Source organism: Pseudomonas sp. Marseille-QA0332 (genome assembly GCF_054950175.1).
The window spans coordinates 1-23,904 of record NZ_CM143106.1 but is presented as its reverse complement, the minus strand read 5'-3'; the positions used below and the strand labels follow the sequence as shown (position 1 = coordinate 23,904).

At 66.1% G+C, this 23,904-nt stretch carries 23 protein-coding genes and 1 riboswitch; of the genes, 4 read left to right on the top strand and 19 right to left on the bottom strand.

Annotated elements, in window-relative coordinates; translation table 11 throughout:
- Positions 1–202: 202 nt before the first annotated feature.
- The gene (locus ACY8GK_RS00115) at positions 203–3,676 is read left to right on the top strand and encodes a hybrid sensor histidine kinase/response regulator (protein ID WP_462401964.1); all 3,474 of its coding nucleotides are present in this window, start codon (positions 203–205) and stop codon (positions 3,674–3,676) included.
- Here the strand turns inward: ACY8GK_RS00115 and ACY8GK_RS00110 are convergent.
- Together ACY8GK_RS00110 and ACY8GK_RS00105 are read right to left on the bottom strand one after the other, a co-directional pair.
- The gene (locus ACY8GK_RS00110) at positions 3,648–5,018 is read right to left on the bottom strand and encodes a DNA recombination protein RmuC (protein WP_196179732.1); all 1,371 of its coding nucleotides are present in this window, start codon (positions 5,016–5,018) and stop codon (positions 3,648–3,650) included. The two genes, ACY8GK_RS00115 and ACY8GK_RS00110, sit on opposite strands and share 29 nt — an antisense overlap.
- 222 nt (positions 5,019–5,240) lie before the next feature.
- Positions 5,241–5,666 carry a tetratricopeptide repeat protein gene (locus tag ACY8GK_RS00105; RefSeq protein WP_196179593.1) on the bottom strand — a complete coding sequence of 142 codons (426 nt, stop codon included), beginning with the start codon at positions 5,664–5,666 and terminating at the stop codon, positions 5,241–5,243.
- A gap of 938 nt (positions 5,667–6,604) precedes the next feature.
- On the opposite strand from ACY8GK_RS00105, the gene ACY8GK_RS00100 reads away from it, so the two are divergent.
- The 3 genes from ACY8GK_RS00100 to ACY8GK_RS00090 all read left to right on the top strand — a co-directional run bounded on the left by ACY8GK_RS00100 (position 6,605) and on the right by ACY8GK_RS00090 (position 8,956).
- A complete protein-coding gene (locus tag ACY8GK_RS00100) occupies positions 6,605–6,829 on the top strand; it encodes a hypothetical protein (protein WP_196179591.1) in 225 nt (74 codons plus the stop codon).
- 236 nt (positions 6,830–7,065) lie between these two features.
- Positions 7,066–7,548: a hypothetical protein gene (locus tag ACY8GK_RS00095; RefSeq protein WP_196179589.1), complete on the top strand. Its 483-nt coding sequence runs from the start codon at positions 7,066–7,068 to the stop codon at positions 7,546–7,548.
- Positions 7,549–7,693: 145 nt separating this feature from the next.
- The gene (locus tag ACY8GK_RS00090) at positions 7,694–8,956 is read left to right on the top strand and encodes an OmpP1/FadL family transporter (RefSeq protein WP_196179587.1); all 1,263 of its coding nucleotides are present in this window, start codon (positions 7,694–7,696) and stop codon (positions 8,954–8,956) included.
- A 69-nt stretch (positions 8,957–9,025) separates the two neighbouring features.
- Here ACY8GK_RS00090 and ACY8GK_RS00085 read toward each other — a convergent pair whose 3' ends face one another.
- The 17 genes from ACY8GK_RS00085 to hda all read right to left on the bottom strand — a co-directional run bounded on the left by ACY8GK_RS00085 (position 9,026) and on the right by hda (position 23,904).
- Positions 9,026–9,577: a glutathione peroxidase gene (locus ACY8GK_RS00085; protein WP_196179585.1), complete on the bottom strand. Its 552-nt coding sequence runs from the start codon at positions 9,575–9,577 to the stop codon at positions 9,026–9,028.
- A 46-nt stretch (positions 9,578–9,623) separates the two neighbouring features.
- Positions 9,624–9,746: a hypothetical protein gene (locus ACY8GK_RS00080; protein WP_268947991.1), complete on the bottom strand. Its 123-nt coding sequence runs from the start codon at positions 9,744–9,746 to the stop codon at positions 9,624–9,626.
- Positions 9,743–10,945 carry an MFS transporter gene (locus ACY8GK_RS00075; RefSeq protein WP_196179583.1) on the bottom strand — a complete coding sequence of 401 codons (1,203 nt, stop codon included), beginning with the start codon at positions 10,943–10,945 and terminating at the stop codon, positions 9,743–9,745. The genes ACY8GK_RS00080 and ACY8GK_RS00075 overlap by 4 nt, the downstream gene beginning before the upstream one ends.
- 209 nt (positions 10,946–11,154) lie before the next feature.
- Positions 11,155–12,267 (bottom strand): glycoside hydrolase family 5 protein, encoded by a 1,113-nt coding sequence (locus ACY8GK_RS00070; RefSeq protein WP_462402962.1) that lies wholly within the window; start codon positions 12,265–12,267, stop codon positions 11,155–11,157.
- A 225-nt stretch (positions 12,268–12,492) separates the two neighbouring features.
- Positions 12,493–13,230 carry an adenosylcobinamide-GDP ribazoletransferase gene (locus ACY8GK_RS00065; protein WP_462401963.1) on the bottom strand — a complete coding sequence of 246 codons (738 nt, stop codon included), beginning with the start codon at positions 13,228–13,230 and terminating at the stop codon, positions 12,493–12,495.
- A 1-nt stretch (position 13,231) separates the two neighbouring features.
- Positions 13,232–13,801, bottom strand: a complete 570-nt coding sequence (gene cobC, locus ACY8GK_RS00060) for an alpha-ribazole phosphatase family protein (RefSeq protein ID WP_196179578.1) — start codon at positions 13,799–13,801, stop codon at positions 13,232–13,234.
- On the bottom strand, positions 13,798–14,853 hold the full coding sequence (gene cobT, locus ACY8GK_RS00055) for a nicotinate-nucleotide--dimethylbenzimidazole phosphoribosyltransferase (protein ID WP_196179576.1): 1,056 nt from the start codon (positions 14,851–14,853) through the stop codon (positions 13,798–13,800). The genes cobC and cobT overlap by 4 nt, the downstream gene beginning before the upstream one ends.
- Positions 14,850–15,371, bottom strand: coding sequence for a bifunctional adenosylcobinamide kinase/adenosylcobinamide-phosphate guanylyltransferase (gene cobU, locus ACY8GK_RS00050; RefSeq protein WP_196179574.1), 522 nt, complete (start codon positions 15,369–15,371; stop codon positions 14,850–14,852). Before cobU ends, cobT begins: the two co-directional genes overlap by 4 nt.
- Position 15,372: 1 nt before the next feature.
- Positions 15,373–16,827 carry a cobyric acid synthase gene (locus ACY8GK_RS00045; protein WP_462401962.1) on the bottom strand — a complete coding sequence of 485 codons (1,455 nt, stop codon included), beginning with the start codon at positions 16,825–16,827 and terminating at the stop codon, positions 15,373–15,375.
- The gene (gene cobD / locus ACY8GK_RS00040) at positions 16,824–17,816 is read right to left on the bottom strand and encodes a threonine-phosphate decarboxylase CobD (protein WP_196179570.1); all 993 of its coding nucleotides are present in this window, start codon (positions 17,814–17,816) and stop codon (positions 16,824–16,826) included. The genes ACY8GK_RS00045 and cobD overlap by 4 nt, the downstream gene beginning before the upstream one ends.
- A complete protein-coding gene (gene cbiB / locus ACY8GK_RS00035; protein ID WP_462401961.1) occupies positions 17,809–18,717 on the bottom strand; it encodes an adenosylcobinamide-phosphate synthase CbiB in 909 nt (302 codons plus the stop codon). Before cbiB ends, cobD begins: the two co-directional genes overlap by 8 nt.
- Positions 18,714–19,364: a 5,6-dimethylbenzimidazole synthase gene (gene bluB, locus ACY8GK_RS00030; protein WP_462401960.1), complete on the bottom strand. Its 651-nt coding sequence runs from the start codon at positions 19,362–19,364 to the stop codon at positions 18,714–18,716. The genes cbiB and bluB overlap by 4 nt, the downstream gene beginning before the upstream one ends.
- Positions 19,361–20,656, bottom strand: coding sequence for a cobyrinate a,c-diamide synthase (locus ACY8GK_RS00025; RefSeq protein WP_196179564.1), 1,296 nt, complete (start codon positions 20,654–20,656; stop codon positions 19,361–19,363). Before ACY8GK_RS00025 ends, bluB begins: the two co-directional genes overlap by 4 nt.
- Positions 20,653–21,264, bottom strand: a complete 612-nt coding sequence (gene cobO / locus ACY8GK_RS00020) for a cob(I)yrinic acid a,c-diamide adenosyltransferase (protein WP_196179562.1) — start codon at positions 21,262–21,264, stop codon at positions 20,653–20,655. The genes ACY8GK_RS00025 and cobO overlap by 4 nt, the downstream gene beginning before the upstream one ends.
- A 143-nt stretch (positions 21,265–21,407) precedes the next feature.
- Positions 21,408–21,625: riboswitch (cobalamin riboswitch) on the bottom strand.
- Positions 21,626–21,759: 134 nt separating this feature from the next.
- Positions 21,760–22,299 carry a C40 family peptidase gene (locus ACY8GK_RS00015; RefSeq protein WP_196179560.1) on the bottom strand — a complete coding sequence of 180 codons (540 nt, stop codon included), beginning with the start codon at positions 22,297–22,299 and terminating at the stop codon, positions 21,760–21,762.
- Between the two features lie 136 nt (positions 22,300–22,435).
- Positions 22,436–23,074, bottom strand: a complete 639-nt coding sequence (locus ACY8GK_RS00010; protein WP_462401959.1) for a C40 family peptidase — start codon at positions 23,072–23,074, stop codon at positions 22,436–22,438.
- 125 nt (positions 23,075–23,199) lie between these two features.
- Entirely contained in the window at positions 23,200–23,904 is a 705-nt protein-coding gene (gene hda / locus ACY8GK_RS00005; protein WP_196179556.1) for a DnaA regulatory inactivator Hda, read from the bottom strand.

Below are 23,904 nucleotides of genomic sequence, written 5' to 3'. Positions count from 1 at the left end.
GCTGTCAATCCACCGCCGGTCGTGGATCCTGGCATCTGCTTGCGAGCTGCAGTTCATCGTGGAATGGCCTCGGGATCTGAGCCGCGGACCCAGCCACCTGCGACGTCCTGCCACTGCGACCATCGTCGGCGCTGACGAAGGCGGGCTGGCGTGCCAGACTGACTGATCGGGACCGCGTTATCGTTCATTGCTCGGAGTCTTCATGTCGTTGTCCAGCGGGCTGATCGCCGTGGTCGCCCTGGCCTACATGGCCATCATGTTCGCCATCGCCTTCTATGGCGACCGCCGCAGCACGCCGTTGCCGGCGCGCCTGCGCGCCTGGGTCTATAGCCTGTCGCTGGCGGTGTACTGCACCAGCTGGACCTTCTTCGGCGCGGTCGGCCAGGCCGCCGAGCAGCTCTGGGCGTTCCTGCCGATCTATCTGGGGCCGGTGCTGCTGCTGGTCTTCGCGCCCTGGGTGGTGCAGAAGATGGTGCTGATCAGCAAGCAGCAGAACATCACATCGATCGCCGACTTCATCGCCGCGCGCTACGGCAAGTCCCAGTCGCTGGCGGTGGTGGTGGCGCTGATCTGCCTGGTCGGCGTGCTGCCTTACATCGCTCTGCAGCTCAAGGGCATCGTGCTCGGGGTCAACCTGCTGATCGGCGCCAACGCCGATGCGACCGGCACGCGGGTCCAGGACACCGCGCTGGTGGTCTCGCTGGTGCTGGCGCTGTTCGCGATCATCTTCGGTACCCGCAGCCTGGACGTCACCGAGCACCACCGTGGCATGGTCCTGGCGATCGCCTTCGAATCGATGGTCAAGCTGCTGGCCTTCCTCGGGGTCGGCGCCTTCGTGGTCTTCAATCTGTACGATGGCTTCGACGACCTGTTCAGCCAGGCCCGCGCATCGGTGCATCTGCAGGGCTACTGGCAGGAAACCATCAACTGGCCGTCGATGGTGGTCCAGACCTGCGTGGCCATGATGGCGATCATCTGCCTGCCACGGCAGTTCCATGTCACCGTGGTGGAGAACATCGAGCCGCAGGACGTGCGCCTGGCGCGCTGGGTGTTCCCCATGTACCTGGCGCTGGCGGCGCTGTTCGTGGTGCCGATCGCCCTGGCCGGGCAGATGCTGCTGCCCGGCACGGTGATCTCCGACTCGTTCGTCATCAGCCTGCCGCTGGCCGAGGCCCATCCGAGCCTGGCGCTGCTGGCCTTCATCGGTGGCGCTTCGGCAGCCACTGGCATGGTCATCGTCGAGGCGGTAGCGCTATCGACCATGGTTTCCAACGACATGCTGCTGCCCTGGCTGCTGCGGCGCAAGAACGCCGAACGCCCGTTCGAGGCGTTCCGCCACTGGATGCTCTCGGTGCGCCGGGTGACCATCGTGGTGATCCTGCTGCTGGCGTACGTCAGCTATCGCCTGCTCGGTTCCACCGCGAGCCTGGCGACCATCGGGCAGATCGCCTTCGCCGCGGTGACCCAGCTGGCGCCGGCCATGCTCGGCGCCCTGTACTGGAAGCAGGCCAACCGCCGTGGCGTGTTCGCTGGCCTGGCGGCGGGCATCTTCCTGTGGTTCTACACCCTGGTGCTGCCGATCGCCGCGCACAGCCTCGGCTGGTCGCTGGCACCCTTCCCGGGCCTGGCCTGGCTGCACGGCAACCCGCTGAACCTGCCGATCACGCCGCTGACCCAGGGGGTGGTGCTGTCGCTGGCCGGCAACTTCGTGCTGTTCGTCTGGGTCTCGGTGCTGTCACGCACGCGGGTGTCGGAACACTGGCAGGCAGGTCGCTTCATCGGCCAGCAGACCAGCGCGCGGCCAAGCAGCCGGACCTTGCTGGCGGTGCAGATCGATGACCTGCTCAACCTGGCCGCGCGCTTCGTCGGCGAGGACCGCGCGCGGCAGAGCTTCATTCGCTTCGCCTACCGCCAGGGCAAGGGTTTCAACCCCAATCAGAATGCCGATGGCGACTGGATCGAACATACCGAGCGCCTGCTGGCGGGGGTGCTCGGCACGTCCTCGACCCGCGCGGTGGTCAAGGCGGCGATCGAAGGTCGCGACATGCAGCTCGAGGATGTGGTGCGCATCGCCGACGAAGCCTCCGAAGTGCTGCAGTTCAACCGCGCCTTGCTGCAAGGGGCCATCGAGAACATCAACCAGGGCCTGAGCGTGGTCGACCAGAACCTGCACCTGGTGGCCTGGAACCGCCGCTACCTGGAGCTGTTCAACTACCCGGACGGGCTGATCGCCGTCGGCCGACCGATCGCCGACATCATCCGCTACAACGCCGAGCGCGGCCTGTGCGGGCCGGGCGAGGCGCAGGTCCACGTGGCGCGCCGCCTGCACTGGATGCGCCAGGGTCGGGCCCACACCTCCGAGCGGCTGTTCCCCAACGGCCGGGTCATCGAACTGATCGGCAACCCGATGCCCGGTGGCGGCTTCGTCATGAGCTTCACCGACATCACGCCGTTCCGTGAAGCCGAGCAGGCCCTGAAGGAAGCCAACGAGAGCCTGGAGCAGCGGGTCGCCGAACGTACTCACGAACTGTCCCAGCTCAACCAGGCGCTGAGCGAGGCCAAGAGCCACGCCGAGGCGGTCAGCCAGTCCAAGACGCGCTTCCTGGCAGCGGTCAGCCATGACCTGATGCAGCCGCTGAACGCCGCGCGGCTGTTCTCCGCGGCCCTGGCCCAGCAGAACGACAGCCTGTCCGAGGAAGCCCGGCAGCTGGTCCAGCACATGGACAGCTCGCTGCGTTCGGCCGAGGAGCTGATCAGCGACCTGCTGGACATCTCGCGCCTGGAGAACGGCCGGATCACTCCAGATGCCAAGCCTTTCGCGCTCAACGAGCTGTTCGATACTCTCGGCGCCGAGTTCAAGGTGCTGGCCGCGGAAAAAGGCCTGGAATTTCGCCTGCGCGGCAGCCGCGCGCGGGTACACAGCGACATCAGACTGCTACGTCGGGTGTTGCAGAACTTCCTGACCAACGCCTTGCGCTACGGCAAGAGCCCGATCCTGCTCGGCGTGCGCCGCCAGGCCGAGCACTTGTGGCTGGAAGTCTGGGACCGTGGCCCAGGGATCGCCGACGACAAGTTGCAGGTGATCTTCCAGGAGTTCAAGCGCCTGGACAGCCACCAGACGCGCGCGGAAAAAGGCCTGGGCCTGGGCCTGGCGATCGCCGACGGGCTATGCCGGGTCCTCGGGCATCGCCTGGAAGTGCGTTCATGGCCGGGCAAGGGCAGCGTGTTTCGCGTGCGTGTGCCGCTGAGCAAGACGCTCGCCACGCCGACTCCCTTGCCAGAGCAGGCTGGGCACCCCTTGGCCGGCTTGCAGGTCCTGTGCGTGGACAACGAGGACAGCATCCTGGTCGGCATGCGCAGCCTGCTCGGCCGCTGGGGCTGCCAGGTCTGGACCGCTCGCAATCGCGAGCAATGCCAGGCGCTGCTGGACGACGGGATACGCCCGCATCTGGCCCTGGTCGATTATCACCTGGACGACGGCGAGACCGGCACCGGCCTGATGGCCTGGCTACGTACCTGCCTGGGCGAACCGGTGCCGGGCGTGGTGATCAGCGCCGATGGACGCAGCGAGACCGTGGCCCAGGTGCACGCCGCCGGTCTCGACTACCTGGCCAAGCCAGTCAAGCCGGCAGCCTTGCGCGCCTTGCTCAATCGGCATCTGAGCCTGGTTCAGTAAGCGCCGCGTCATGGAGGGCACGGGCCAGCAAGTCCCCCGGCAGGCTCTTGCTGGCGCGCGCGCCCAGCAACTTGAGCTGTTCGCTGCGGCTGACCAGGTTGCCACGCCCTTCGCAGAGCTTGTTGCGTGCCGCCACATAGGCCTTGTCGACCTGTTGCAGGCGGCTGCCGAGCTCGTCCAGGTCCTGGATGAACAGCACGAACTTGTCGTACAGCCAGCCGGCACGCTCGGCGATCTCACGAGCATTCTGGCTCTGGCGCTCCTGCTTCCAGAGGCTGTCGATCACCCGCAAGGTCGCTAGCAAGGTGGTTGGGCTGACGATCACGATCTGCCGGTCGAACGCTTCCTGGAACAGGTTCGGCTCGGCCTGCAGCGCCGCCGAGAAAGCCGCCTCGATGGGCACGAAGAGCAGGACGAAATCCAGGCTGTGCAGCCCTTCCAGGCGGTTGTAGTCCTTGCCGGACAGGCCTTTGACATGGTTGCGCAGCGACTGCACGTGCTGCTTGAGCGCGGCCTGCGCGCGGTTGCCGTCGGTGTCGCTGACGAACTGCTGGTACGCGGTCAGGCTGACCTTGGCGTCGACCACCACTTGCTTGTCGCCTGGTAGCATGATCAGCACGTCGGGCTGGTAGCGCTCGCCATCGGCGCTCTTGAGGCTGACCTGGGTATGGTACTCGCGGCCCTTTTCCAGGCCGGCGTGCTCCAGCACCCGTTCGAGGATCAACTCGCCCCAGTTGCCCTGGGTCTTCTGCCCCTTGAGCGCCTGGGTCAGGTTGGTCGCCTCGTCGGACAGCCGCTGGTTGAGCTGTTGCAGGCGCTCGAGCTCCTTGCCCAGGGAAAAGCGCTCGCGCGCTTCCTGCTGGTAGCTTTCCTCGACGCGCTTTTCGAAGGCCTGGATGCGCTCCTTGAGCGGGTCGAGCAACTGACCGAGGTGCTGCTGGCTGGTCTGGGCGAAACGCTGCTCACGCTCGTCGAAGATCCGCGTGGCCATTTCGGCGAATTGCGCACGCAAGGTATCGCGCGCTTGCTGAAGGTCCTCCAGGCGCTGCGAATGGCTTTCCTGTTGCTCTCGCAACTCGGCTTCCAGGCGCGCTGCCTGGGCCTCCAGCCGACGCAGCTCGGCTTCGCGGGCGCTGCGCTCCAGGTGCCAGGCATGCGCGGCGTCGCGGGCATTGTCGCGCTCGACCTGCAGCAGTTCGAGCTCACGCTGCAACGCGGCCAGGTTGGCTTGCTTGAGCGAATTGGCCTCGCTCAGATCGCTGATTTCGTCGCGACTGGCATCGAGCTGGGCCTGCAGACCTTCCTGGGCCAGCTGCGCGCTGGCCAGCCGCTCCTCCAGCAAAGCCATGTCGGCCTGGCGCCCAGCCAGGCGCCGATGCAGCTGCAGGGCCCAGCCCAGACAAGGTAGCGCGGCCGCCAACAGGCCTAGCAAGATACTGGCAAGATCGATCGCCATAGGGGCTCCCGTTGCTGTACGAAGAGGTGGACGAACCGTCGCCCGGCGGCGACCTTCGCTCAAACCTGATGGATGCGCGCAGCTTATCAGGCTCCGCGCCGTCCATGCTCAGCCCGGCTGCTGCCGCGCCAGCAGCCGTCGAGCCTCCGGCGAGCCTTGAGCGGCAGCCTGCTCTAGCCAGTGCCGGGCCTGTTCCGGCACCCCGGCCGGCGACTGCATGCACAGACGCACGTATTCGAGCTGGGCCTGCGGGTCACCGGCCCGCGCCGCCTGACGCAACAGCTCATGGCCGATACGCCGGTCGCGCGCGTTGCCGCAGTCTCGGCAGAGCATCCGTCCCAGCCGGCTCTGCGCTGCCACCACGCCTTGCCGTGCCGGCTGCTTGAGCAGTCGGCCAGCCAAGTGCTTGACGCTAGGCTTGCTTCCCAGGCGCGGGCTGTCCAGCAGCCACAAGGCCACCTTCAAGGTCAAGGGAGCGGTAGGCGAGCAGGAGGCAAGGACGTCTTGAGCGAGGTGTTTGCTGCGAAACTTCATGACCGACGATGAAAGCAGTTCGAAGGGCGCGCCACTTTACCCGTTTTTCCGGCCAAAGGCTCCACTCGTCCTGAAAGCACGAAAAATTTTCATCTTCTGGTTCCGGATGTCGACTTCCCGAGCGACGGGTCATCCTCGCCAACACAAGCCGATTGCGGAAAAACCGCCGGGCGGGCTGTCATGCCCGTACTAGAGCAATGGCCGGCTACAATCCACAGAAGCTGTGGATAACTCAGTGGACAACACCCCTCGCCTGCCGCCAAAGGCCCGCAGATTGGGGCTTGCGCTCAGTTTGACGATTTTTTCACCAATGAAAATTAGTGTTTTTTTTCATTGACTTAAGGGCGTGACAAATGCATTGCCAGGTCTGTGCAGGGCGTTCTCACGCTTGTCATCGGAATTACACATCTTGTGTACAACCAGGACAAGTCCGGCATAACAGAACGACTCCTTATCGCGGTGGAATCAAATCGACACCACTGGCGCCCTTCACAATATCACTGCGACCGGCCATAATGCGCGGCTTGGCTTTCCACTTCAAACAGCTTGCCAGGCGGCCGAACATCCTGTAGGGTAGCTGCCGTTAGTACCAAGCTGAAAAGTCAATGATGGTCACCCGGCCAGGCAACACGCCCTAGCAAGCGCACTGATTGCCAGTCCAGGCCGACGACTCGGATGGTTCACTCGGCAGTCACGGCTGCTCCAGCACGAATCACCTCGCCAATTGATCAGGAACTCCACCCAGCCGGCCTGAACCTCGGCCCTGGCGTGCTGCCTGCCTTCTGAAGTACCTACCAGTCAGCCCAGCGCCAACCTTTGCATGCGCCCTCCCTGGCTGCCCTGTTCCAGACAGGTTCTACGTCTTTCATCATGGCGTCACTGGAACGTTTCAAACTTGCACGGCTCCAATCCGTGTCAATAGCAGGACATCCAACAATATGAACATGCATCATCAGTTCCAGGCTGCCGTCGGCACCCTTTCCCAGGCCTTCGCGCCGCTCAAGTGCGTCATCGTTGCCCCACGCAAGGGCAGCTTCAGCTTCACCCTGGTCGACGAGCACGGCATCGCCTGCCATAGCGAGCGCCTTTACCCCGACCAGTACACCCGTGCCGGCACGCTGCAGGCGGTCATCGATCGGACTCGCCAGTCACTGACCGCATAAGCGCACGATCAGGGAGCAGCGGGCCTACTACAGTCGAATCTCCCGTTGCCGAGCCTGCTAATCGCCCAAAGGCATATGCCCTCTCTTTTGAGAGGGCAATCGATTTAAAAACAGGCCTTTACACCAGTCTCATCACACTACACTTCAACTCGAGCGGTGTTTTTCCGCTTCCGACGGGCCTGATTCCGGCTGCCAAGCGCAAGCGCCCGTCGGTTCCTGGATTGCTCGAGGGCATCATGATCATCGCCGCGAACGAGTTGTGCCAGTACGTGATTCGTCCAACTCTGGATTACCTGGGCCGCCAGTGCGCCAGTGCCGAGGCCCTGCTGCTCGGTGTCGCCGCCAGCCAGTCGGCGCTCGGCGCCGGCCTGCGTGACCGACGTGGGCATGGCCTGTATCGCATCGCCGAAACCCGCCACCAGACCCTCTGGGACGATTACCTGGCCAGGGATCCCGAGCTGGCCAGCCTGGTCCGGGGCCTGGCCAGCCAGCACGCCTTTCTGTGCGGCCCGCATATCGAACTGACGGTCAACCTGCGCTACGCCACGGCAATTGCCTGGATGCTGGTCGAAGAACAGGCCACGCCACTGCCAGCCGCCGATGACTTGTTGGGACTTGCCCGAATCTGGCGTCAGACTTTTCACCCGCAAGGTCGCCTACGCGACTTCACACAGGCCTGGCATACCTGTGTAAATCCAGTGATACCCTTGGCTTCGTAGACTTTGGCAAAGCAATTAAAGAACTTTCCTACGAAACAGTTTTGATTGTCCTACAAAAATACGTGAACTTCCAAAATCTGCCCTATGGCGCGCCGCGTGAAATGTTGATAGCTTTTCGCCTCGGAGATCCCAAGGAGTTCTAATAATGAAAAAAGCAATGCTCAAAACCTCCCTAGGCGTGGCCATCGCCCTCGCCTCCGGTCAACTGCTCGCCAACGGTTTCGCGCTCAACGAACAGAGCATCAGCGGCATGGGTACAGGTTTCGCGGGTCGCTCCTCATCTGCCGAAGACGCAAGTACCGTGCACGGCAACCCGGCGGGGATGTCGCGCCTCAAGCGCGAGCAGGTAACCGTGGGGGGCGCGGCCATCATCGCCAAGTCGGACATCAGCGGGGGCGGTACCTTCGGGGGCGAAACCGACGGGGACATGGTGCCGCTGGTCGGTGTGCCGATGGGCTTCTACGTCAAGCCGATCGATGAGCACTGGAGCGTCGGCTTCGGCCTGTACGTGCCGTTCGGCCTGGTCACCGACTACGGCAGCGACGATGCCGCCCGCTACTGGGGCAAGAAGAGCCATGTCGAGGTCATCACCCTCCAGCCGACCGTGAGCTATGCCTTCAATGACAAGGTGTCCATCGGTTTCGGCCCGACTTTCAACCGCATCCGCGGCGAACTGGGTTCCAACCTGCTCAACCGGGCCAGCCCAGGGCGCAACGACGGCGAGGTGAAGATCAAGGGCGACGACACCGCCGTCGGCTACAACATCGGGATTCTGGTCCAGGCCACCGATCGCACCCGCCTCGGCCTGACCTATCACTCCATGGTCGACTACAAGCTCGAGGGCAAGACCCGGGTCAACTCCGCGGATATCGGCCCGTTCAACGGCCGCAAGTTCGATGCCGAACTGAACATCAAGACGCCCGAGTCGGTGGACTTCTCCGTCACTCATGAACTCGACGACCAGTGGACGCTCTACGCGGGCAGCACCTGGACCCGCTGGAGCCGCCTGAAGGAGATCGTGGTCAAGAACGACGTGCCCGCGCCGCTGGCCGCCACGCCGTTCGCCAACATCACCGAGGAGCAGAACTGGCACGACACCTGGGCGCATGCCGTGGGTGCCTCGTACAAGCTCAACAAGCAGTGGACCTTGCGTACCGGCTTCACGGTGGACCAGTCTCCGGCCAACAATACCGACCGTTCTCCACGCATCCCGGTGGGTGATCGCAAGATCTTCAGCCTGGGCGCTGGCTGGAGCCCGAACGACGACATGACCATCGACCTGGCCTACTCCTACCTGTGGGAAGAAGACGCCAAGGTGAACCTAGTCAGTGCGACCAAGGGCGCCTACCGGGCCAAGTACGAGAACAGCGCGCATGGCGTGGGGGCATCGTTGACCTATCGCTTCTGAGTCCTGCTCAGCGCTTGCGAAGAACCGCCCTCGTGGCGGTTCTTCGTTTGCAGCGGGGCCACTTTCGGCTCAAGGGCGCGAGGCGATGGCTTTTTCGACCGCTGCCTTGAATTCCGGGTCGTCGGGCTTGGTCAGGCTGGAGAAACTGGCGATCACCTTGCCGTGACGATCCACCACGTACTTGTAGAAATTCCATTTCGGCGCGCTGCTCTGGCGTGCCAGTTCGGCGAACAGTGCGATGGCATCCTTGCCGCGAACCGGCTGGGCCTTGGTCATGGTGAAGGTCACGCCGTAGTTGGCGTAGCAGACCTTGGCGGTCTTCTCGCTGTCGGCGTCTTCCTGCTTGAAGTCGTTGGAGGGCACGCCAAGCATTTCCAGCCCCTGCCCGTGATACTTCTGGTAAACCGCCTCGAGCCCTTCGAACTGGGGGGCGAAGCCGCAATAGCTGGCCGTGTTGATGACCACCAGAGGCTTGCCGGCGAAGCGCTCGCACAGGTCGATCTCTTGTTTGCCGCTCAACTGCGGCAGGCTACCCTGCAGCAAGGCGGGGCACTGCTCCGACCAGGCCGTGCTCGCCGTGAAAAGCGTCAGCAGTGCAATCGCCAACCTACATGCATGCATCTCCGATCTCCTGTGATAGTCGCCTGGCGTCTTTTCGTACAAAAGCCTAGCAAAAGGCGCTGCCCAGCTGCATCAACGCCAAGCCTCCCACCTGCCAGCCCCACCAGGCCAGGCCCAGCAGCGCCAGCAGGACGGGTATCGCCAGCCAGGCCAATCGCGAGCGATTCATGCCGGCGCCGCCTGCAACCTGCCGACCGGGCGCTCGCGGACCGGCCAGTTGAGCGCGGCGGCAAGCACGCTGAGCAGGATCGAGACCTGCCAGACCAGGTCGTAGCTGCCGGTGCGGTCATAGACCAGGCCACCGAGCCAGCCGCCCATGAACGAGCCCAGCTGATGGAAAAGGAACACGATGCCACCGAGCATCGACAGGTTGCGCACGCCGAAGAGCGTGGCGATGGTGCCGTTGGTCAGCGGCACGGTGGACAGCCAGAGCAGCCCCATGGCCATGCCGAACAGGTAGGCGCTGATGGTACTGATCGGCATCCAGAGGAACAGCACGATCACCAGCGCACGCAACAGGTACAAGGCGCTAAGCAGGCGTGGCTTGGACATCCGCCCACCCAGCCAGCCGGCGGTGTAGGTACCGACGATATTGAACAGCCCGACCAGCGCCAGCACGGTGGTGCCGGTGGCAGCCGGTAGATGCTGGTCGACCAGATAGGCCGGCAGGTGCACGCCGATGAACACGAGCTGGAAGCCGCAGACGAAAAAGCCAAGCGCCAATAGCCAGAAGCCTTTGTGGGTACAGGCCTCGCGTAGCGCCTCGCCCAGGGTCTGGTCGCCGCCATGGCTGGGCAGCGGCCGATCGCGCAACATGCCGACCAACGGCACGATGAACGCCACCAGCAAGCCCAGCATCAGCAAGGCCGCCGACCAGCCTAGCCAGCCGATCAGGCCGAGCGTGCCTGGCAACATGGCAAACTGGCCGAAGGAGCCCGCCGCGCTGGCGATGCCCATGGCCATGCTGCGCTTCTCGGGCGGCACGGCCCGCCCGACCACGCCGAGGATCACCGAGAACGAGGTGCCGGAAAGACCGATGCCGATCAGCAGGCCGGCACTGAGCGAAAGCGACCATGGCGAATCCGCTTGGCCCATGAGCATCAGGCCGGCCGCATAGAGCACCCCGCCAATCGCCACTACGCGGCCGGCACCGAGTCGATCGGCCAAGGCGCCGGCGAACGGCTGGGCCAGGCCCCATACGAGGTTCTGCAAGGCAATGGCGAAGGCGAACACGCCCCTGCCCCAACCGAAATCGCTGCTCATCGGCGCCAGGAACAGCCCGAAACCGTGGCGTATGCCCAGCGAAAGCGCAAGGATCAGCGCCGCGCCGAGCAATATCCGGCCGCTGGTTTGCCATACCGATGTCATGTCATGCCTCCTGCGCGCAAGCTGGCGGGTAGCGACCCGTTGGTCGTCATGGATCCGGCAGGTAGCGTCGCGCCGGCCGGGCGCGCTGCGGTCCGCGAGGCATGGCTTGGACGTGATGCTGACGGTCCGGATGCGCGCTGGCACCGGAAAGCCGGATCACGGATGTTTATACTCGCCTGAAGTTGTATGGCAAGATATTTCAAACATGTTCATGGTTGCAGGCGTCGGCGGATCGGCTCGAATTCTGCGGTGGGCTTGCGTGCCAGAGGGTCCGGCTCGCCCTTGTCGATCGCCTGCCAGTAGCGCCACGGCACCTTGGCGGCGCCCAGCTCGTAGTCCATGCCATCCCAGCTGTCTTCGCGAAAGCTATAGAACGCCCAATGCAGGCGGTGCCGGTCGAGCACGCTCAGCACATCCTCGAGGTACTGCGGGCAACCGGCCAGACGGCGCATGCAGCCGAACTCGCCGACTACCAGTCGCGAACGTGGCACCTGGCGGGTATCGGCCCAGTCCAGCGGCTGCTGTAGGTAGCGCGCCACGCGCTCGGCATTCCAGTCTTGCCGCTGCCCGGCGAACGGCACGGGCCCCGGATAGGCATAGGGCCGGGCCCGGGCCATGTTCGGTGCGCTGGTAGCCGCGTAGGGTTCATACATATGCACGCTGTACAGCACGCGCGGGTCATCCAGGGCTGCCGGCCAGTAGCTGAACGCGTCGGCGGCGGCGAACCAGCCAGCGTCGAGCATGACCGGCGTCAGCGCATCGACCTCGCGCACGGCCTGGAGTACATGCCGATAGAACGCCGGCAGGTCCCGCGCCCCTCCTTGCTGGCCTGCATACCAATCGAGCATGCGTGCCGGCTCGGCGTGCTCGGGCAGTCCGCCGATCTTCTCCGGAGCCGGTTCGTTGACCAGGTTGTAGGCCGCGACTGACGGATGGTCCCGGAGCGCCGTGGCCAGGTCCCGCCAGAACGCCGCCGCCTGGTCCCACCAGGCCTTGTCCTGCCAGAGGCGATCGTCGAAGCGCCCCCCGTTGTTCTGCGACCAGCGCATGCCCGGCAGGGACAGTGGCGCGATCACCACCTTCAGGCCAGCCTGGTGCGCACGATCGAGCACTTCGCGCAATTGGCGCAGATCAGCCTGGTCGAGGCCCCGGTAGCGATCGGCACTACCCAGCAGGAAGTCCCGCCCGGCCGGCTGCCACTTGTCGTAGGACAACCGCACCCAGGTGGCCCCGTAGCCTTTGAGGGCATCGAAATAGGCCTGGTCTGGCGGCAGGCGGTTGAAACTGTTGCCACCGTGCCGAGGCGTATCCCAGAAATCGATCAGGTCGGCGGCGGCAAGGGATTGGCTGCTCAGCAGGAGCAGGCAGGCGAAGAGAAGTCGAAGCATCGTGCCTCCCTGGCGCGGTTGGAAAGGTGCGAATGTATGCGCTGTTCCATGGAGGGGCACCTGCTGGAGTTTTACCAGGGGTTACGGCGGCAACTTCGGGTTTCGACTGGCGACTCTGCGACCGTGCAGGGGCGCCCCGGCGGCGTCCGCTCCTACGGCTCAGTGGCCTGCCGCCAATGCCGCCGCCAGCAGCACGGCCAACTCGATCAGCTCCAGCAACGCACCGGCAGTGTCGCCGGTGGTGCCGCCCAGCCTGCGCATCATCATGCTGCGCAGCCAGGCGAAGGCCAGGCTGGCGACCAGCAGTGCGAGCACGCCGCGGTCTCCTGCCAGCAGGCAGACCAGGGCGCTGGCGATCAGGACCCAGCGGCCTGCCGGTCTGGGCAGATGACTGGCCAGGGCCTGGCCAAGGCCGCCGGGACGTACGTAAGGCGTGCTGAGGAACAACCCCAGCAGCCCTGCCCGGCCAATCAGCGGCGCGAGCAGCAGCGCGATGGTGTCGCCGTTTTCGACCAAGGCCAGGATGGCGCAGAACTTGAGCAGCAGCACCAGCACCAGGGTCACCACGGCGACCGGCCCACTACGCGGGTCCTTCATGATGCGCAGGGTGCGCTCACGATCGCCGAAGCCGCCAAGCCAGGCGTCGGCGCTGTCGGCCAGGCCATCGAGGTGCAAGGCGCCGCTGAGCAGCACCCACAGGCAGAGCACGAGACCGGCGTGCAGGTAACTGGCGCTACCCTCCAGCAACCAGCTGGCACCCAGCAGCAGCAGGCCGAACAGCAGGCCGACCAGCGGATAGCAAAGCAGCGAACGCCCGAGCTGAGCGGGGCTGGGCATGCCTGGCAGGCTGATGGGCAGGCTGCCGAGAAATTGCAGGGCGATCCAGAACGGCAGCATGTCAGACCACCTCGCGCAGTTGGCCGTCCGCAGCCACGGCCAGGCGCACCAGGGCGCCATGGGCGACTTCCACCTGCAACAACTGCTCGCGCGGCAGGCCGCGTGCTTGCGCCAGCAGCAGGCGCATGACCCCACCATGGGTGACCAGCAGCACCCGTTGACCGGCGTGGCGTTGGTGCAAGTCCCGCAGCGCGGCCATGACCCGTTCGGCGAAGGCGCTGACCGGCTCGCCGGCTGGCGGCGTGAAGGCATAAGGATCAGACCAGAATGCCCCCAGCGCCTCGGCGTCGGTCTGCATGAGCTGCGCGGCGCTGCGGCCTTCCCAAGCGCCGAAATGCAACTCGCGCAGGCCCGGTTCCAGGCTGACCGGCAGGTCCAGGCGCTGGCCGAGCACTTCGGCAAAACGCGCGCAGCGCTGCAGCGGCGAGCTGGCCAGGGCCTGCCACGGGCCGGCATCGACGAGCGCGGCCTGCATCTGCGCCCAGCCTTCGGCGGTCAGGGCGTCGTCGAGGCTGCCACGCAACCCGCCACCTTGCTCGGTCTGGCCGTGGCGCAAGAGGTCGAGGATCATGCCGGCCGGTCTGCCACGGCGGCTTCGGCGAAGGTGGCCATGTCGCCGTGCAAGGCACACGCCAGGCGCAGCAGCGGCACTGCCAGGGCCGCGCCGCTGCCTTCGCCCAGGCGCAGGCCGAGGGCCAGCAAGGGTTCGGCCTGCAAGGCGGCGAGCAGCCTCTGGTGGCCCGGTTCGGCGCCCTGGTGAGCGAACAGCAGCCAGTCCCGGCACCCTGGGTTCAAGCGCACCGCCAGCAGGGCCGCCACGCTGCAGATGAACCCATCGACCAGTACCGCGATGCCACGCTGGGCACAGCTCAGGTAGGCACCGGCCAAGGCCGCGAGCTCGAAGCCACCGAGACAGGCGGCAGCGCGCAGTGGTTGATCCCGGCGCACCTGATGCAACGCTCGTGCTCGTTCGATCACCGCGGCCTTGTGGTGCACGCCGGCCTGGTCGAGGCCGGTGCCCGGGCCGCTCAGCTCGAGTGCTGGGCAGTCCAGCAGCGCGCAGGCCAGGGCAGCGGCGGCGGTGGTATTGCCGATGCCCATCTCGCCGCCGATGAACAATTGCGCGCCGTCAGCAGCAGCGCGTCCGGCGGCAGCCTGGCCGGCTTGCAGGGCGGCGGCCAGCTGCGTTTCGGTCATGGCCGCCTGCCGGGTGAAATTGGCTGTGCCCAGGCCCAGGCGCAGGTGCCGTACGCCTGGCAACTGCAGGTCTGGCTCGATGGTGCCCAGGTCGACCACTTCCAGCGCTGCGCCAAGCTGGCGCGCCAACACGCTGATCGCTGCGCCGCCGTTGACGAAGTTGCCCAGCATCTGCGCGGTGACCGCCTGGGGATAGGCAGAGACGCCCTCCTGCACCACGCCGTGGTCACCGGCGAAGACGGTGATGCCGATACGTTCCAGGCTGGGTCGCTCGCGCCCCTGAAGGGCGGCGAGACGTACCGCCAGGGTCTCGAGCTGGCCGAGCGAGCCGGCGGGCTTGGTCAACTGGCGCTGGCGAGCCTCGGCCTGCTGCCGGGCGTATTGGTCGAGAGGGCGGCAGGCGTCACGCCACCAGGCTGGGTTCATAAGGCAGGTCCTTTGAGCATGAGAGGGAGGCCGGCGACGCTCAGCACGACACGCTGGCAGCGCTCGGCCACGGCCTGGTGCAGCCAGCCGGCCTGATCGACGTAGCGTCGGGTCAGTTCGCCCAGCGGGACCACGCCAAGGCCGGTTTCGTTGCTGACCAGAATCAGCGTGCCCGGCAAACGCTCCAGGCAACCGAGCAAGGCGTCACGCTCGGCAGCCAGGCGCCGGTCGTCATCGAGCATCAGGAGGTTGGTCAGCCACAGGGTCAGGCAGTCCACCAGCAGGCAACGCCCCTGGCCAGCTTCGGCCTGAAGGATGTCGGCCAGGGCCAGCGGTTCCTCGATCAGGCCCCACTCGGCCGGGCGCCGGTCGCGATGCAACTGCACGCGTGCGTTCATTTCGCCATCGAGCGGTTCGCTGGTGGCGATGTAGGTCACCGCCTGGCCGCTGTCGCTGGCCAACCGTTCGGCCATGCGGCTCTTGCCGGAGCGGGCGCCGCCGAGGATCAAGGTGCGCATGTCAGGCTACTCCGCAAAGCGCGCGCAGGCGTGTGGTATCCATGTGACGTTCGACCAGGTCGGCCAGACGCTCGATGTCGCGCTCGCGCATGGCCTGGTAATCCACGCGCTGTACCGCTTCGAGCCCGGCCCAGCGCAGCAGTGCCGCGCACGAGCGACTGTCTTCGAACAGCCCGTGCAGGTAGGTCGCCAGGACTTGGCCGTCGGCGCTGATGGCGCCATCGCAGCGCCCATCGGCCAGCCGCACCGCCGGTCGGTACAACGCCGGGCCGCTGGTGACGCCGGCATGGATCTCGTAGCCGGCGATCGGCACCTGGTCCAGCGCCAGGGTACCGCTGACATTGCGTAGCTGCTTGTGCGCCTCGAGCACGGTGGCGTAGTCCAGCAGGCCCAGCCCCGGACTAGAGCCGGCCGGCCCTTCCAGCCCCAGCGGATCATGCACCTGAAGGCCCAGCATCTGCAGCCCGCCACAGATACCGATCAGCTTGCCGCCATAGCGCAGGTGGCGAGCAATGGCCTGCTCCCAGCCGCGCGCGCGCAACTGTGCCAGGTCGGCGCGCACGCTCTTGGAGCCAGGCAGGATGATCAGGTCGGCGGCCGGGATCGGCTGGCCTGGCCCGATGAATTGCAGATCCACCTGCGGGTGCAGGCGCAACGGGTCGAAGTCGGTGTGGTTGCTGATGCGTGGCAGGACCGGGACGATCACCTTGAGCAATGGGCCATGCTTGACGGCCTGGCGCGCGTCGATGGCATCTTCGGCCTCCAGGTGCAGGTCGGTGACGTAGGGCAGCACGCCGAGCACCGGCTTGCCGGTACGCTGTTCGAGCCAGTCCAGGCCCGGCTGCAGCAAGGCGATGTCGCCGCGGAAGCGATTGATGACGAAGCCATGCACCCGTGCCTGCTCGCTGGGCGAGAGCAGCTCGAGGGTCCCGACCAGATGGGCGAAGACCCCGCCGCGGTTGATGTCGGCCACCAGGATCACCGGGCAGTCGACGGCTTCGGCAAAGCCCATGTTGGCAATGTCGCCAGCACGCAGATTGATCTCGGCGGGCGAGCCGGCGCCTTCGACCATGACCACCGGGTAGGCCTGGCTCAAGCGCTGGTGCGAGGCCAGCACCGCCTGCATGGCGATGGCCTTGTAGTCGTGGTAGGCGACCGCGTTCATGCTGGTCACCGCCCGGCCGTGGACGATCACCTGGGCACCGGTATCGCTGTTGGGCTTGAGCAGCACCGGGTTCATGTCGGTGTGTGGCGCCAGGCGGCAGGCCTGGGCCTGTACCGCCTGGGCCCGACCGATCTCGCCGCCGTCGGCGGTCACGGCGCTGTTGAGCGCCATGTTCTGCGGCTTGAACGGCACCACACCGACACCCTGGCGCAGCAGCCAGCGGCACAGAGCAGTCACCAGCGTGCTCTTGCCGGCGTCGGAGGTGGTGCCTTGCACCATCAAGGTGGTCATGTCGATTCCTTGTCGAAGGCTTCCAGGGCTTGGCGCAGGCGCTGCCAGTGCGCGGGCTCGGCGGGCAGGCCCAGGCGCACCGCCGCCGGCTCGACGAACAGGCGCACCAGGATGCCGCAACGGGCCAGGTGCTCATGCAAGGGTGCGGCCAGGGGCGTGGCGATGTACTGGAACAGATCGCAGCTTCCCGTCGGCGGCAACCCGCTGTCGCCAAGCAGCGCGGCCAGCCGCCGGCTCGCCTCGGCGCAGCGCTGGGCCTGGAGCCGATGGCGCGCGACATCGGCCAGGCACGCCTGGCCGACGATGCGTGCCGGCCCGCTGACGGTCCAAGGCCCGAGGCGCTCGGCCAGACGGGCCAGCAAGGCCTGCTCGGCGACGACGAAGCCCAGGCGCACGCCGGCCAAGCCGAAGAACTTGCCGAACGAGCGCAACACGATCAGCCCGGGCCGGTCGGCCTGGCCCGCCACGCTCTGCTCGGGCGTGCTGTCCATGAACGCTTCATCGACCAGCAGCCAGCCGCCACGGGCGGCCAGCCGGGCATGCCAGTCGAGCAGCCGCTCGCGTGGCACGCGCCGGCCGGTCGGGTTGTTGGGGTTGACCAGCAGCAGCACATCGAGGTTGTCCAGCTCGGCGTCGACCTGCCCATCGCGCAGCTCCAGCAGCGCATGCCCGGCTTCTCGCCAGGCATGCGGATGCTCGGCATAGCAAGGCGACAACACGCCGACACGGCTGCGCGCACGCAAGTATGGCAGCGCCTGGATGGCGGCCTGGGAACCGGCCAGTGCCAGCACCTGATGCGCTCGATAGTAGTCGCGGGCGGCCTGCTCCAGGCCATCCTCGGTTTCCGGCAGGCGTGCCCAGGCGTCCGGCGGGATCGGCGGGATCGGGTAAGGCCAGGGCGCCAGGCCGCTGGACAGGTCGATCCAGCGCTCGCGCTCGATGCCGTACTGGCGCACCGCGCCGAGCAGGCGTCCACCATGCTCAATCAAACAGATGACTCCCCAGGCAGATCAGCAACAGCCATAGCCAGACGCCACGGCGCACCAGGTTCCAGCCACGCTCGATCGACCCGGCATCGGCCACCGGCCCCTGGCCCAGGCGCGCGCGCTCGTGGAGCTGGCCATGGTAGATCGCCGGGCCGCCCAGCTCGACGCCCAGGGCTCCCGCCCCCGCTGCCATCACTGGTCCGGCATTGGGGCTGTCCCACAAGGGCGCCTGGCGACGCCAGCAGGCCAGCGCCAGGCGCGTCTTGCCGAGCAGTGCGTAAGTCAGCGCCACCAGCCGCGCCGGCAGGAAATTGAGCACATCGTCGATGCGCGCAGCGGCCCAGCCGAAGCGCTCGAAGCGTTCGTTGCGATAGCCCCACATGGCATCGAGGGTATTGCTCAGGCGATACAGCACCACGCCGGGCGCCCCGGCGACGACGAACCAGAACAGGGCGGCGAACACCGCGTCGCTGCCGTTTTCCAGCACCGACTCGGTCGCCGCCCGCGCCACCGCCGGCTCGTCCAGTTCCGCGGTCTCGCGGCTGACCAGGTAGCCGACCCGCTGGCGCGCCTGCGCCAGGTCGCCCTGGCGTAGCGCCTGGGCCACCGGCAGCACATGCTCGCCCAGGCTGCGCATGCCCAGGGCGCAGTACAGCGCCAGCGCATCGACCAGCCAGCCGATGCCCGGCAGCCAGGAAAGGATCAGCACGACCAGGGTCAGCGGCACCACGGCGATAAACCAGGCCGTGACACCGTGGCTACGCCAGCCGCGCCCGCCAGCATTGAGGCGTTTTTCCAGGCGACTGGCCAGCCGTCCGAACGCCACCAGTGGATGATGCCGGCGCGGCTCGCCAAGCAAGGCGTCCAGGGCCACGCCCATCACGACCAGCAAGGCGATGCTCATGGCTGGCTCCCCCACTGGTTTTCATACACCAGGGTCTCGAGCGCACGCTCCTCGGCCCAGTTCTCCAGCACCAGCATCGGCGCCGGGTAGAAAGCCTCGACCGGCCCCAGGCAGAGTATCGCCACCGGCTTGGCCCCGCTCGGCATGCCCAGCAACTGGCCGAGCGCCTGCGGATCGAACAGCGAGACCCAGCCCATCCCCAAGCCTTCGGCGCGCGCTGCCAGCCAGAGATTCTGGATGGCACAGGCCAGCGAAGCCAGGTCCATCTCGGGCAGGGTTCGGCGCCCGAAGACATGCGCCTCGCGCTTGTCCATCAGGGCCGCGACCAGCACTTCGGCGCACTCGGCGATGCCTTCGACCTTGAGTTTCATGAACTGCTCGGAGCGCTCGCCCAGGGCCTGGGCAGTACGTATGCGCTCTTCTTCAACCTGGGCCTGGATCCTGGCGCGCAGTGCCGCGTCGCTGATCCGGATGAAACGCCAGGGCTGCATCAGCCCGACGCTGGGCGCCTGGTGCGCCGCGGCCAGCAGGCGCGCCAGCAGCTCCGGTGGCACCTGCCCGCTGCGGAAGTGACGCATGTCCCGGCGCTCGCCGATGGCTCGGTACACCGCTGCCCGCTCGGCAGCACTGAAAGCCTGGTCGTTCATGGTCGCAACAGCGCCGCCGTCGCGTCCGGATTGGAAGGGAAGTAGAAATGCACGTAGGAAGCGACCAGCCGGCCAAGCCGGTAGACCGCCTCGGCGCCCCGTCCACCGTTGGGACTCTGGCCGCGGGCGACAGGTTGCAACGGGGTCTCGGTCAGCGAATGGTGGTAGGTATGCCCGCGCAAGGTGCCTTCCTGCAGTTCGACCGCTTGCAGGGCCAGGGCGGCGAGGCGCTTCTGCATCACGGCCTCGCCAGGCAGCAAGCCAAGCAGCCCGGCGCGCTCGCCGGCCACATCGGTGAGCCCGTCGAGCAGGTAGAGCATGCCCCCGCATTCGGCCAGCAAAGGTTTGTTCTGGGCATGGTGGTCGCGGATCGCCTCGAGCATCGGCACGTTGGCGGCCAGCGCCTGGTGATGCAGCTCCGGATAGCCGCCAGGCAGGTAAAGGCTGTCGACCCTCGGCAGTTGCCGATCATGCAGCGGCGAGAAGAACACCAGCTCGGCGCCCAGCTCGCGCAGCAGGTCGAGATTGGCGCCATAGAGAAAGGCGAAGGCCTCGTCCCGAGCGATCCCGATGCGCACGCCGGCCAGGGCTGGCACGGGCGTGTGCGCTAGCGGCGCCTGGAACGCCACCGCAGGCGGCAACGTCGCATCGCAGCTGGCGCCAAGGGCATCGGCGGCGGCGTCGAGCCGTGCATCCAGGTCGTTCAGCTCGCTGGCCTGCACCAATCCGAGGTGGCGACTGGGCAGTTCGATGCCGCGCTCGCGTGATAGGCCGCCGTACCAGCGCAAGCCCTCGGTCAGGCTGCCTTCGAGCAACTGGGCATGGCGCAGGCTGCCGACCCGGTTGGCCAGGACCCCGGCGAACGGCAGGTCGGCCTGGTAGCGTGCCAGGCCCAGGGCCAGCGCACCGAAGGTCTGGGCCATGGCCGTGCCATCGATGACGGCCAGTACCGGAACGCCGAAATGACGTGCCAGATCGGCGCTCGAGGGGGTGCCGTCGAACAGGCCCATGACCCCTTCGATGAGGATCAGGTCGGCCTCGGCGGCGGCCTGCCACAGGAGCTTGCGGCTTTGCTCGGCGCCCACCATCCACAAGTCCAGCTGGCGCACCGGCGCGCCACTGGCGCGCTCCAGGATCATCGGGTCGAGAAAGTCCGGCCCGCACTTGAACACCCTGACCTTGCGCCCGAGGTTGCGGTGCAGGCGGGCCAGGGCGGCGGTCACGGTGGTCTTGCCCTGCCCGGAGGCAGGCGCGGCAATCAATACCGCCGGGCAGTGTCGCGTCCGGCTCACAGTTCGATGCCTTTCTGCGCACCGATACCGGCCTGGAAGGCATGCTTGACCATGCCCATCTCGGTGACCGTATCGGCCAGTTCGATCAGCTGCGGCTTGGCGCCGCGACCGGTGACGATCACATGCTGCATGGGCGGCCGCGCCTGCAGGTCGCCCAGCACCTGATCGAGGTCGAGATAGCCATGCTTGAGCGCGATGTTCAGCTCGTCGAGCACGACGAACTGGATCGACGGATCCTGCAGCATTTGCCGCGACACGGCCCAGGCAGCCTCGGCCGCGGCGATATCGCGTTGGCGGTCCTGGGTTTCCCAGGTGAAGCCCTCGCCCATCACGTGGTAGCGCACCTCTGGCGCGAAACGCCGAAAGAACAGCTCTTCGCCAGTGCTTTGGCGACCTTTGATGAACTGCACCACGCCGCAGCGCATGCCATGCCCCATGGCGCGGGCGAGCATGCCGAACGCCGAGCTGCTCTTGCCCTTGCCGTTGCCGGTCAGCACCAGCAGCAGGCCGCACTGGTTCGGGGCGTTGGCGATACGCTCGTCGATCACCGCCTTCTTGCGCTGCATGCGCGCCAGGTGACGTTGGTCACGGTCGGTGGATTCGCTCATCGAAGTTCTCCGCAGGCTGCCGCCACACCGACCGGCCAAGACAGGCGAGCAGTACCAGGAGGCGACAGATGAATGGCTGGCTCATGGAGAACGCGCAGGGGCTGCGACCAGCGTCGCAGGGCTCCGCACATCACCCTCCGTGATGCCGTTGGCAGTGACAGGCCGGTCTCCGGGCTTGCGAAGGGGTGTTGGCCCAGGCTCACGCGCCTTCCCGGGGCGATGCCCAGTGGCCGTGCGCGAGCTCGATTCGCTTACCGTTGCGGGGGCAGCGCCGGACTCACGCTGCAAGAGCGTCCACCGGCTTCCCAGTTTCACCCTGCCGAGCGGCGGCTCGCAGGGCACCTGAAACACGCGGCGAAGGTTAGAGGGTTGCTGGCGGAGCGTCAATGGACGGCGAGCGGCAAGTCGAAGCAGACCGAGTCGCCTTGGCCAGCGACTCCATCTTCAAGACCGGCGCCGGAGCGAGCTCGACACGATCGGCTTGCGGCTTGCGGATCAGGGATTCTGGGCCAGATGGCCGGATGGAATGATCCGCTTGGCCTGCAGGTAGGCCTTCTGCCAATAACTGTTGGACAGGTAGTCCAGTCGTACCGTCCCGCCGGTACGCGGCGCGTGAACGAAACGTCCTTCGCCGACGTAGATACCGGCATGGCTGACCTGCGAGCCGCCGTTGGTGGCGAAGAACACCAGATCACCCGATTGCAGGGCACCCATGTCGATGGTAGGCGCGCGCATGCCGATCATCTCGCGGGTCGAGCGCGGCAAGCTGATGCCGGCGGCGTCCCGGTAGACATAGCCGATCAGGCCGCTGCAATCGAATCCGGAGTCGGGTGTGTTGCCGCCCCAGCGATAAGGCGTGCCGACCAGGCCGATCGCCCGGAACAGCACGTCCTCGGCCACGGGTGAGAACGACGGCGCGGCATGGACGGCCTGGGGCTTGGGCATGGGGGCCGGCGCGGGGGCCGGTGCCTGGCTGGAGCAGGCAGCCAGCAAGGCTGCCAGGGAAAGGAATGCGAAGCGCGCCAACATCGCCATGATTCAGAGCTTCCTGTCTGAGCCGTTCGGGCAATAGCCGAAAAGAGTTGAGAAATTAGATTAGACGCTTTCTGTAAATACGCACAGCGGCGAGCTTTTCAGCACCGCCGCCGTGGTTGGACCATGACCTTTGTCGTCAGTTGCGTGCGAGGTTGGTCGGCGCCATGGCCAGGGCGCGCTTGGCCTCGATGAAGGTCTTGCTCCAGTAGCGATCGCCCAGGCTGTCGATGCGTACGCCACCGCTGCGACGGCTGCTGGAGTGAATGAACCGGTTGTCGCCCAGGTAGATGCCGGCATGACTCACGCGTCCACGGCCATTGGTGCTGAAGAACAGCAGGTCACCTGGCTTGAGCTTGTTGCGCGAAACCTTGGGGGCGTCGACCTTGATCATTTCGCGGGTCGAGCGCGGCAGGTCCATGCCGGCCTCTTCGCGGAACAGGTAGCCGATGAAACCGCTGCAGTCGAAGCCCGACTGCTCGGAGGTACCGCCGAAGCGATAGCGCGTACCGATCAGTTCCTTGCCACGCTCGAGAATGCTGTCGGCGAGCATGGGCAGCTGATACGGCTTGCTGGCGCTGGAGAACGGTTCCACTTCGTCTTCGGCCGCTTCTGCTTGCTCGCCGAACACGGTCGATGCGGAAGCCTTGGCCGGGGTATGCAGCTGTGCAGTGACCGGGGGGTGATCCTGGGGCTGGGAAACCGGGCCTTGAGCCGCGCAGCCAAAAAGCAGGGTCACGAGTGCAAGTGGCACGAGGGGTGCGAAGCGACTGAGCATGGGCACGACCGTGTCTGTGTTGATAGAAAGGCTCGCACTATGCCTTTGAGAAAATCTATTTGCAAATTTTATGGAAAAAAATGTGACTTTTCTGTCAGCTCGCGTTCGAAGGTTTTTTTGCGGTCCTACCAGCCCAGGGTTTCCTTGAGAAACGGGATGGTCAGCTTGCGCTGCGCCTGCAACGAGGCCTGGTCCAGACGCTCCAGCAGGTCGAACAGCGCGCTCATGCTGCGAGTGCCTCGGGTCAGGATGAAGTGGCCAACCTCGTCGGTCATCTGCAGGCCGCGTCGTGACGCCCGCAGCTGCAAGGCGCGCAGCTTGTCTTCGTCGCTCAACGCACGCATCTGGAAGATCAGCGCCAAGGTCAGTCGCGACTTGAGGTCGGGCAGCTTGATGGGCAGCTCCCTGGGTGAGCTGGATGCCGCCAGCAGCAGCCGCCTGCCGCTGTCGCGCAGGCGATTGAAGAGGTGGAACATGGCCTCTTCCCAATCGGGCTTGCCGGCGATGATGTGCAGATCGTCGATGCACACCAGCTCGTATTGCTCCAGGTAGTCGAGCAGTTCGACGCCGCGATCGAGCAATTGAGCCAGGGGCAGGTAGACGGCTGGCTCGCCCAGCTGCTGAAAGCGGTGGGTGGCGGCCTGGAGCAGGTGGGTACGACCGACGCCCTGCTTGCCCCACAGGTAGATCAGGCTCTCGGTCCAGCCCGCGTCGGCCTCGCATAACCGTTCGACATAGCCTAGCGCCGCGGCGTTGGCGCCAGGGTAGTAGTTGATGAAGGTGGCGTCATCGCGCAGACGCACACCCAGGGGCAACTGGATCGGTTTCAT

Excerpts from the sequence above, each read along its gene's own strand:
- ACY8GK_RS00045 (WP_462401962.1), bottom strand. The coding sequence starts at position 16,827 with ATGACCACCTTGATGGTGCAAGGCACCACCTCCGACGCCGGCAAGAGC.
- ACY8GK_RS00080 (WP_268947991.1), bottom strand. The coding sequence starts at position 9,746 with ATGAATCGCTCGCGATTGGCCTGGCTGGCGATACCCGTCCTGCTGGCG.
- cobC (WP_196179578.1), bottom strand. The coding sequence starts at position 13,801 with ATGATCCTCGACCTCTTGCGCCACGGCCAGACCGAGCAAGGTGGCGGG.
- ACY8GK_RS00100 (WP_196179591.1), top strand. The coding sequence starts at position 6,605 with ATGAACATGCATCATCAGTTCCAGGCTGCCGTCGGCACCCTTTCCCAG.
- ACY8GK_RS00095 (WP_196179589.1), top strand. The coding sequence starts at position 7,066 with ATGATCATCGCCGCGAACGAGTTGTGCCAGTACGTGATTCGTCCAACT.
- cobO (WP_196179562.1), bottom strand. The coding sequence starts at position 21,264 with ATGAGCGAATCCACCGACCGTGACCAACGTCACCTGGCGCGCATGCAG.
- ACY8GK_RS00015 (WP_196179560.1), bottom strand. The coding sequence starts at position 22,299 with ATGGCGATGTTGGCGCGCTTCGCATTCCTTTCCCTGGCAGCCTTGCTG.
- ACY8GK_RS00075 (WP_196179583.1), bottom strand. The coding sequence starts at position 10,945 with ATGACATCGGTATGGCAAACCAGCGGCCGGATATTGCTCGGCGCGGCG.
- ACY8GK_RS00065 (WP_462401963.1), bottom strand. The coding sequence starts at position 13,230 with ATGCTGCCGTTCTGGATCGCCCTGCAATTTCTCGGCAGCCTGCCCATC.
- bluB (WP_462401960.1), bottom strand. The coding sequence starts at position 19,364 with ATGAACGACCAGGCTTTCAGTGCTGCCGAGCGGGCAGCGGTGTACCGA.
- hda (WP_196179556.1), bottom strand. The coding sequence starts at position 23,904 with ATGAAACCGATCCAGTTGCCCCTGGGTGTGCGTCTGCGCGATGACGCC.
- cobU (WP_196179574.1), bottom strand. The coding sequence starts at position 15,371 with ATGCGCACCTTGATCCTCGGCGGCGCCCGCTCCGGCAAGAGCCGCATG.
- ACY8GK_RS00090 (WP_196179587.1), top strand. The coding sequence starts at position 7,694 with ATGAAAAAAGCAATGCTCAAAACCTCCCTAGGCGTGGCCATCGCCCTC.
- ACY8GK_RS00105 (WP_196179593.1), bottom strand. The coding sequence starts at position 5,666 with ATGAAGTTTCGCAGCAAACACCTCGCTCAAGACGTCCTTGCCTCCTGC.
- cobT (WP_196179576.1), bottom strand. The coding sequence starts at position 14,853 with ATGAACCCAGCCTGGTGGCGTGACGCCTGCCGCCCTCTCGACCAATAC.
- cbiB (WP_462401961.1), bottom strand. The coding sequence starts at position 18,717 with ATGAGCATCGCCTTGCTGGTCGTGATGGGCGTGGCCCTGGACGCCTTG.
- ACY8GK_RS00115 (WP_462401964.1), top strand. The coding sequence starts at position 203 with ATGTCGTTGTCCAGCGGGCTGATCGCCGTGGTCGCCCTGGCCTACATG.
- ACY8GK_RS00085 (WP_196179585.1), bottom strand. The coding sequence starts at position 9,577 with ATGCATGCATGTAGGTTGGCGATTGCACTGCTGACGCTTTTCACGGCG.
- ACY8GK_RS00010 (WP_462401959.1), bottom strand. The coding sequence starts at position 23,074 with ATGCTCAGTCGCTTCGCACCCCTCGTGCCACTTGCACTCGTGACCCTG.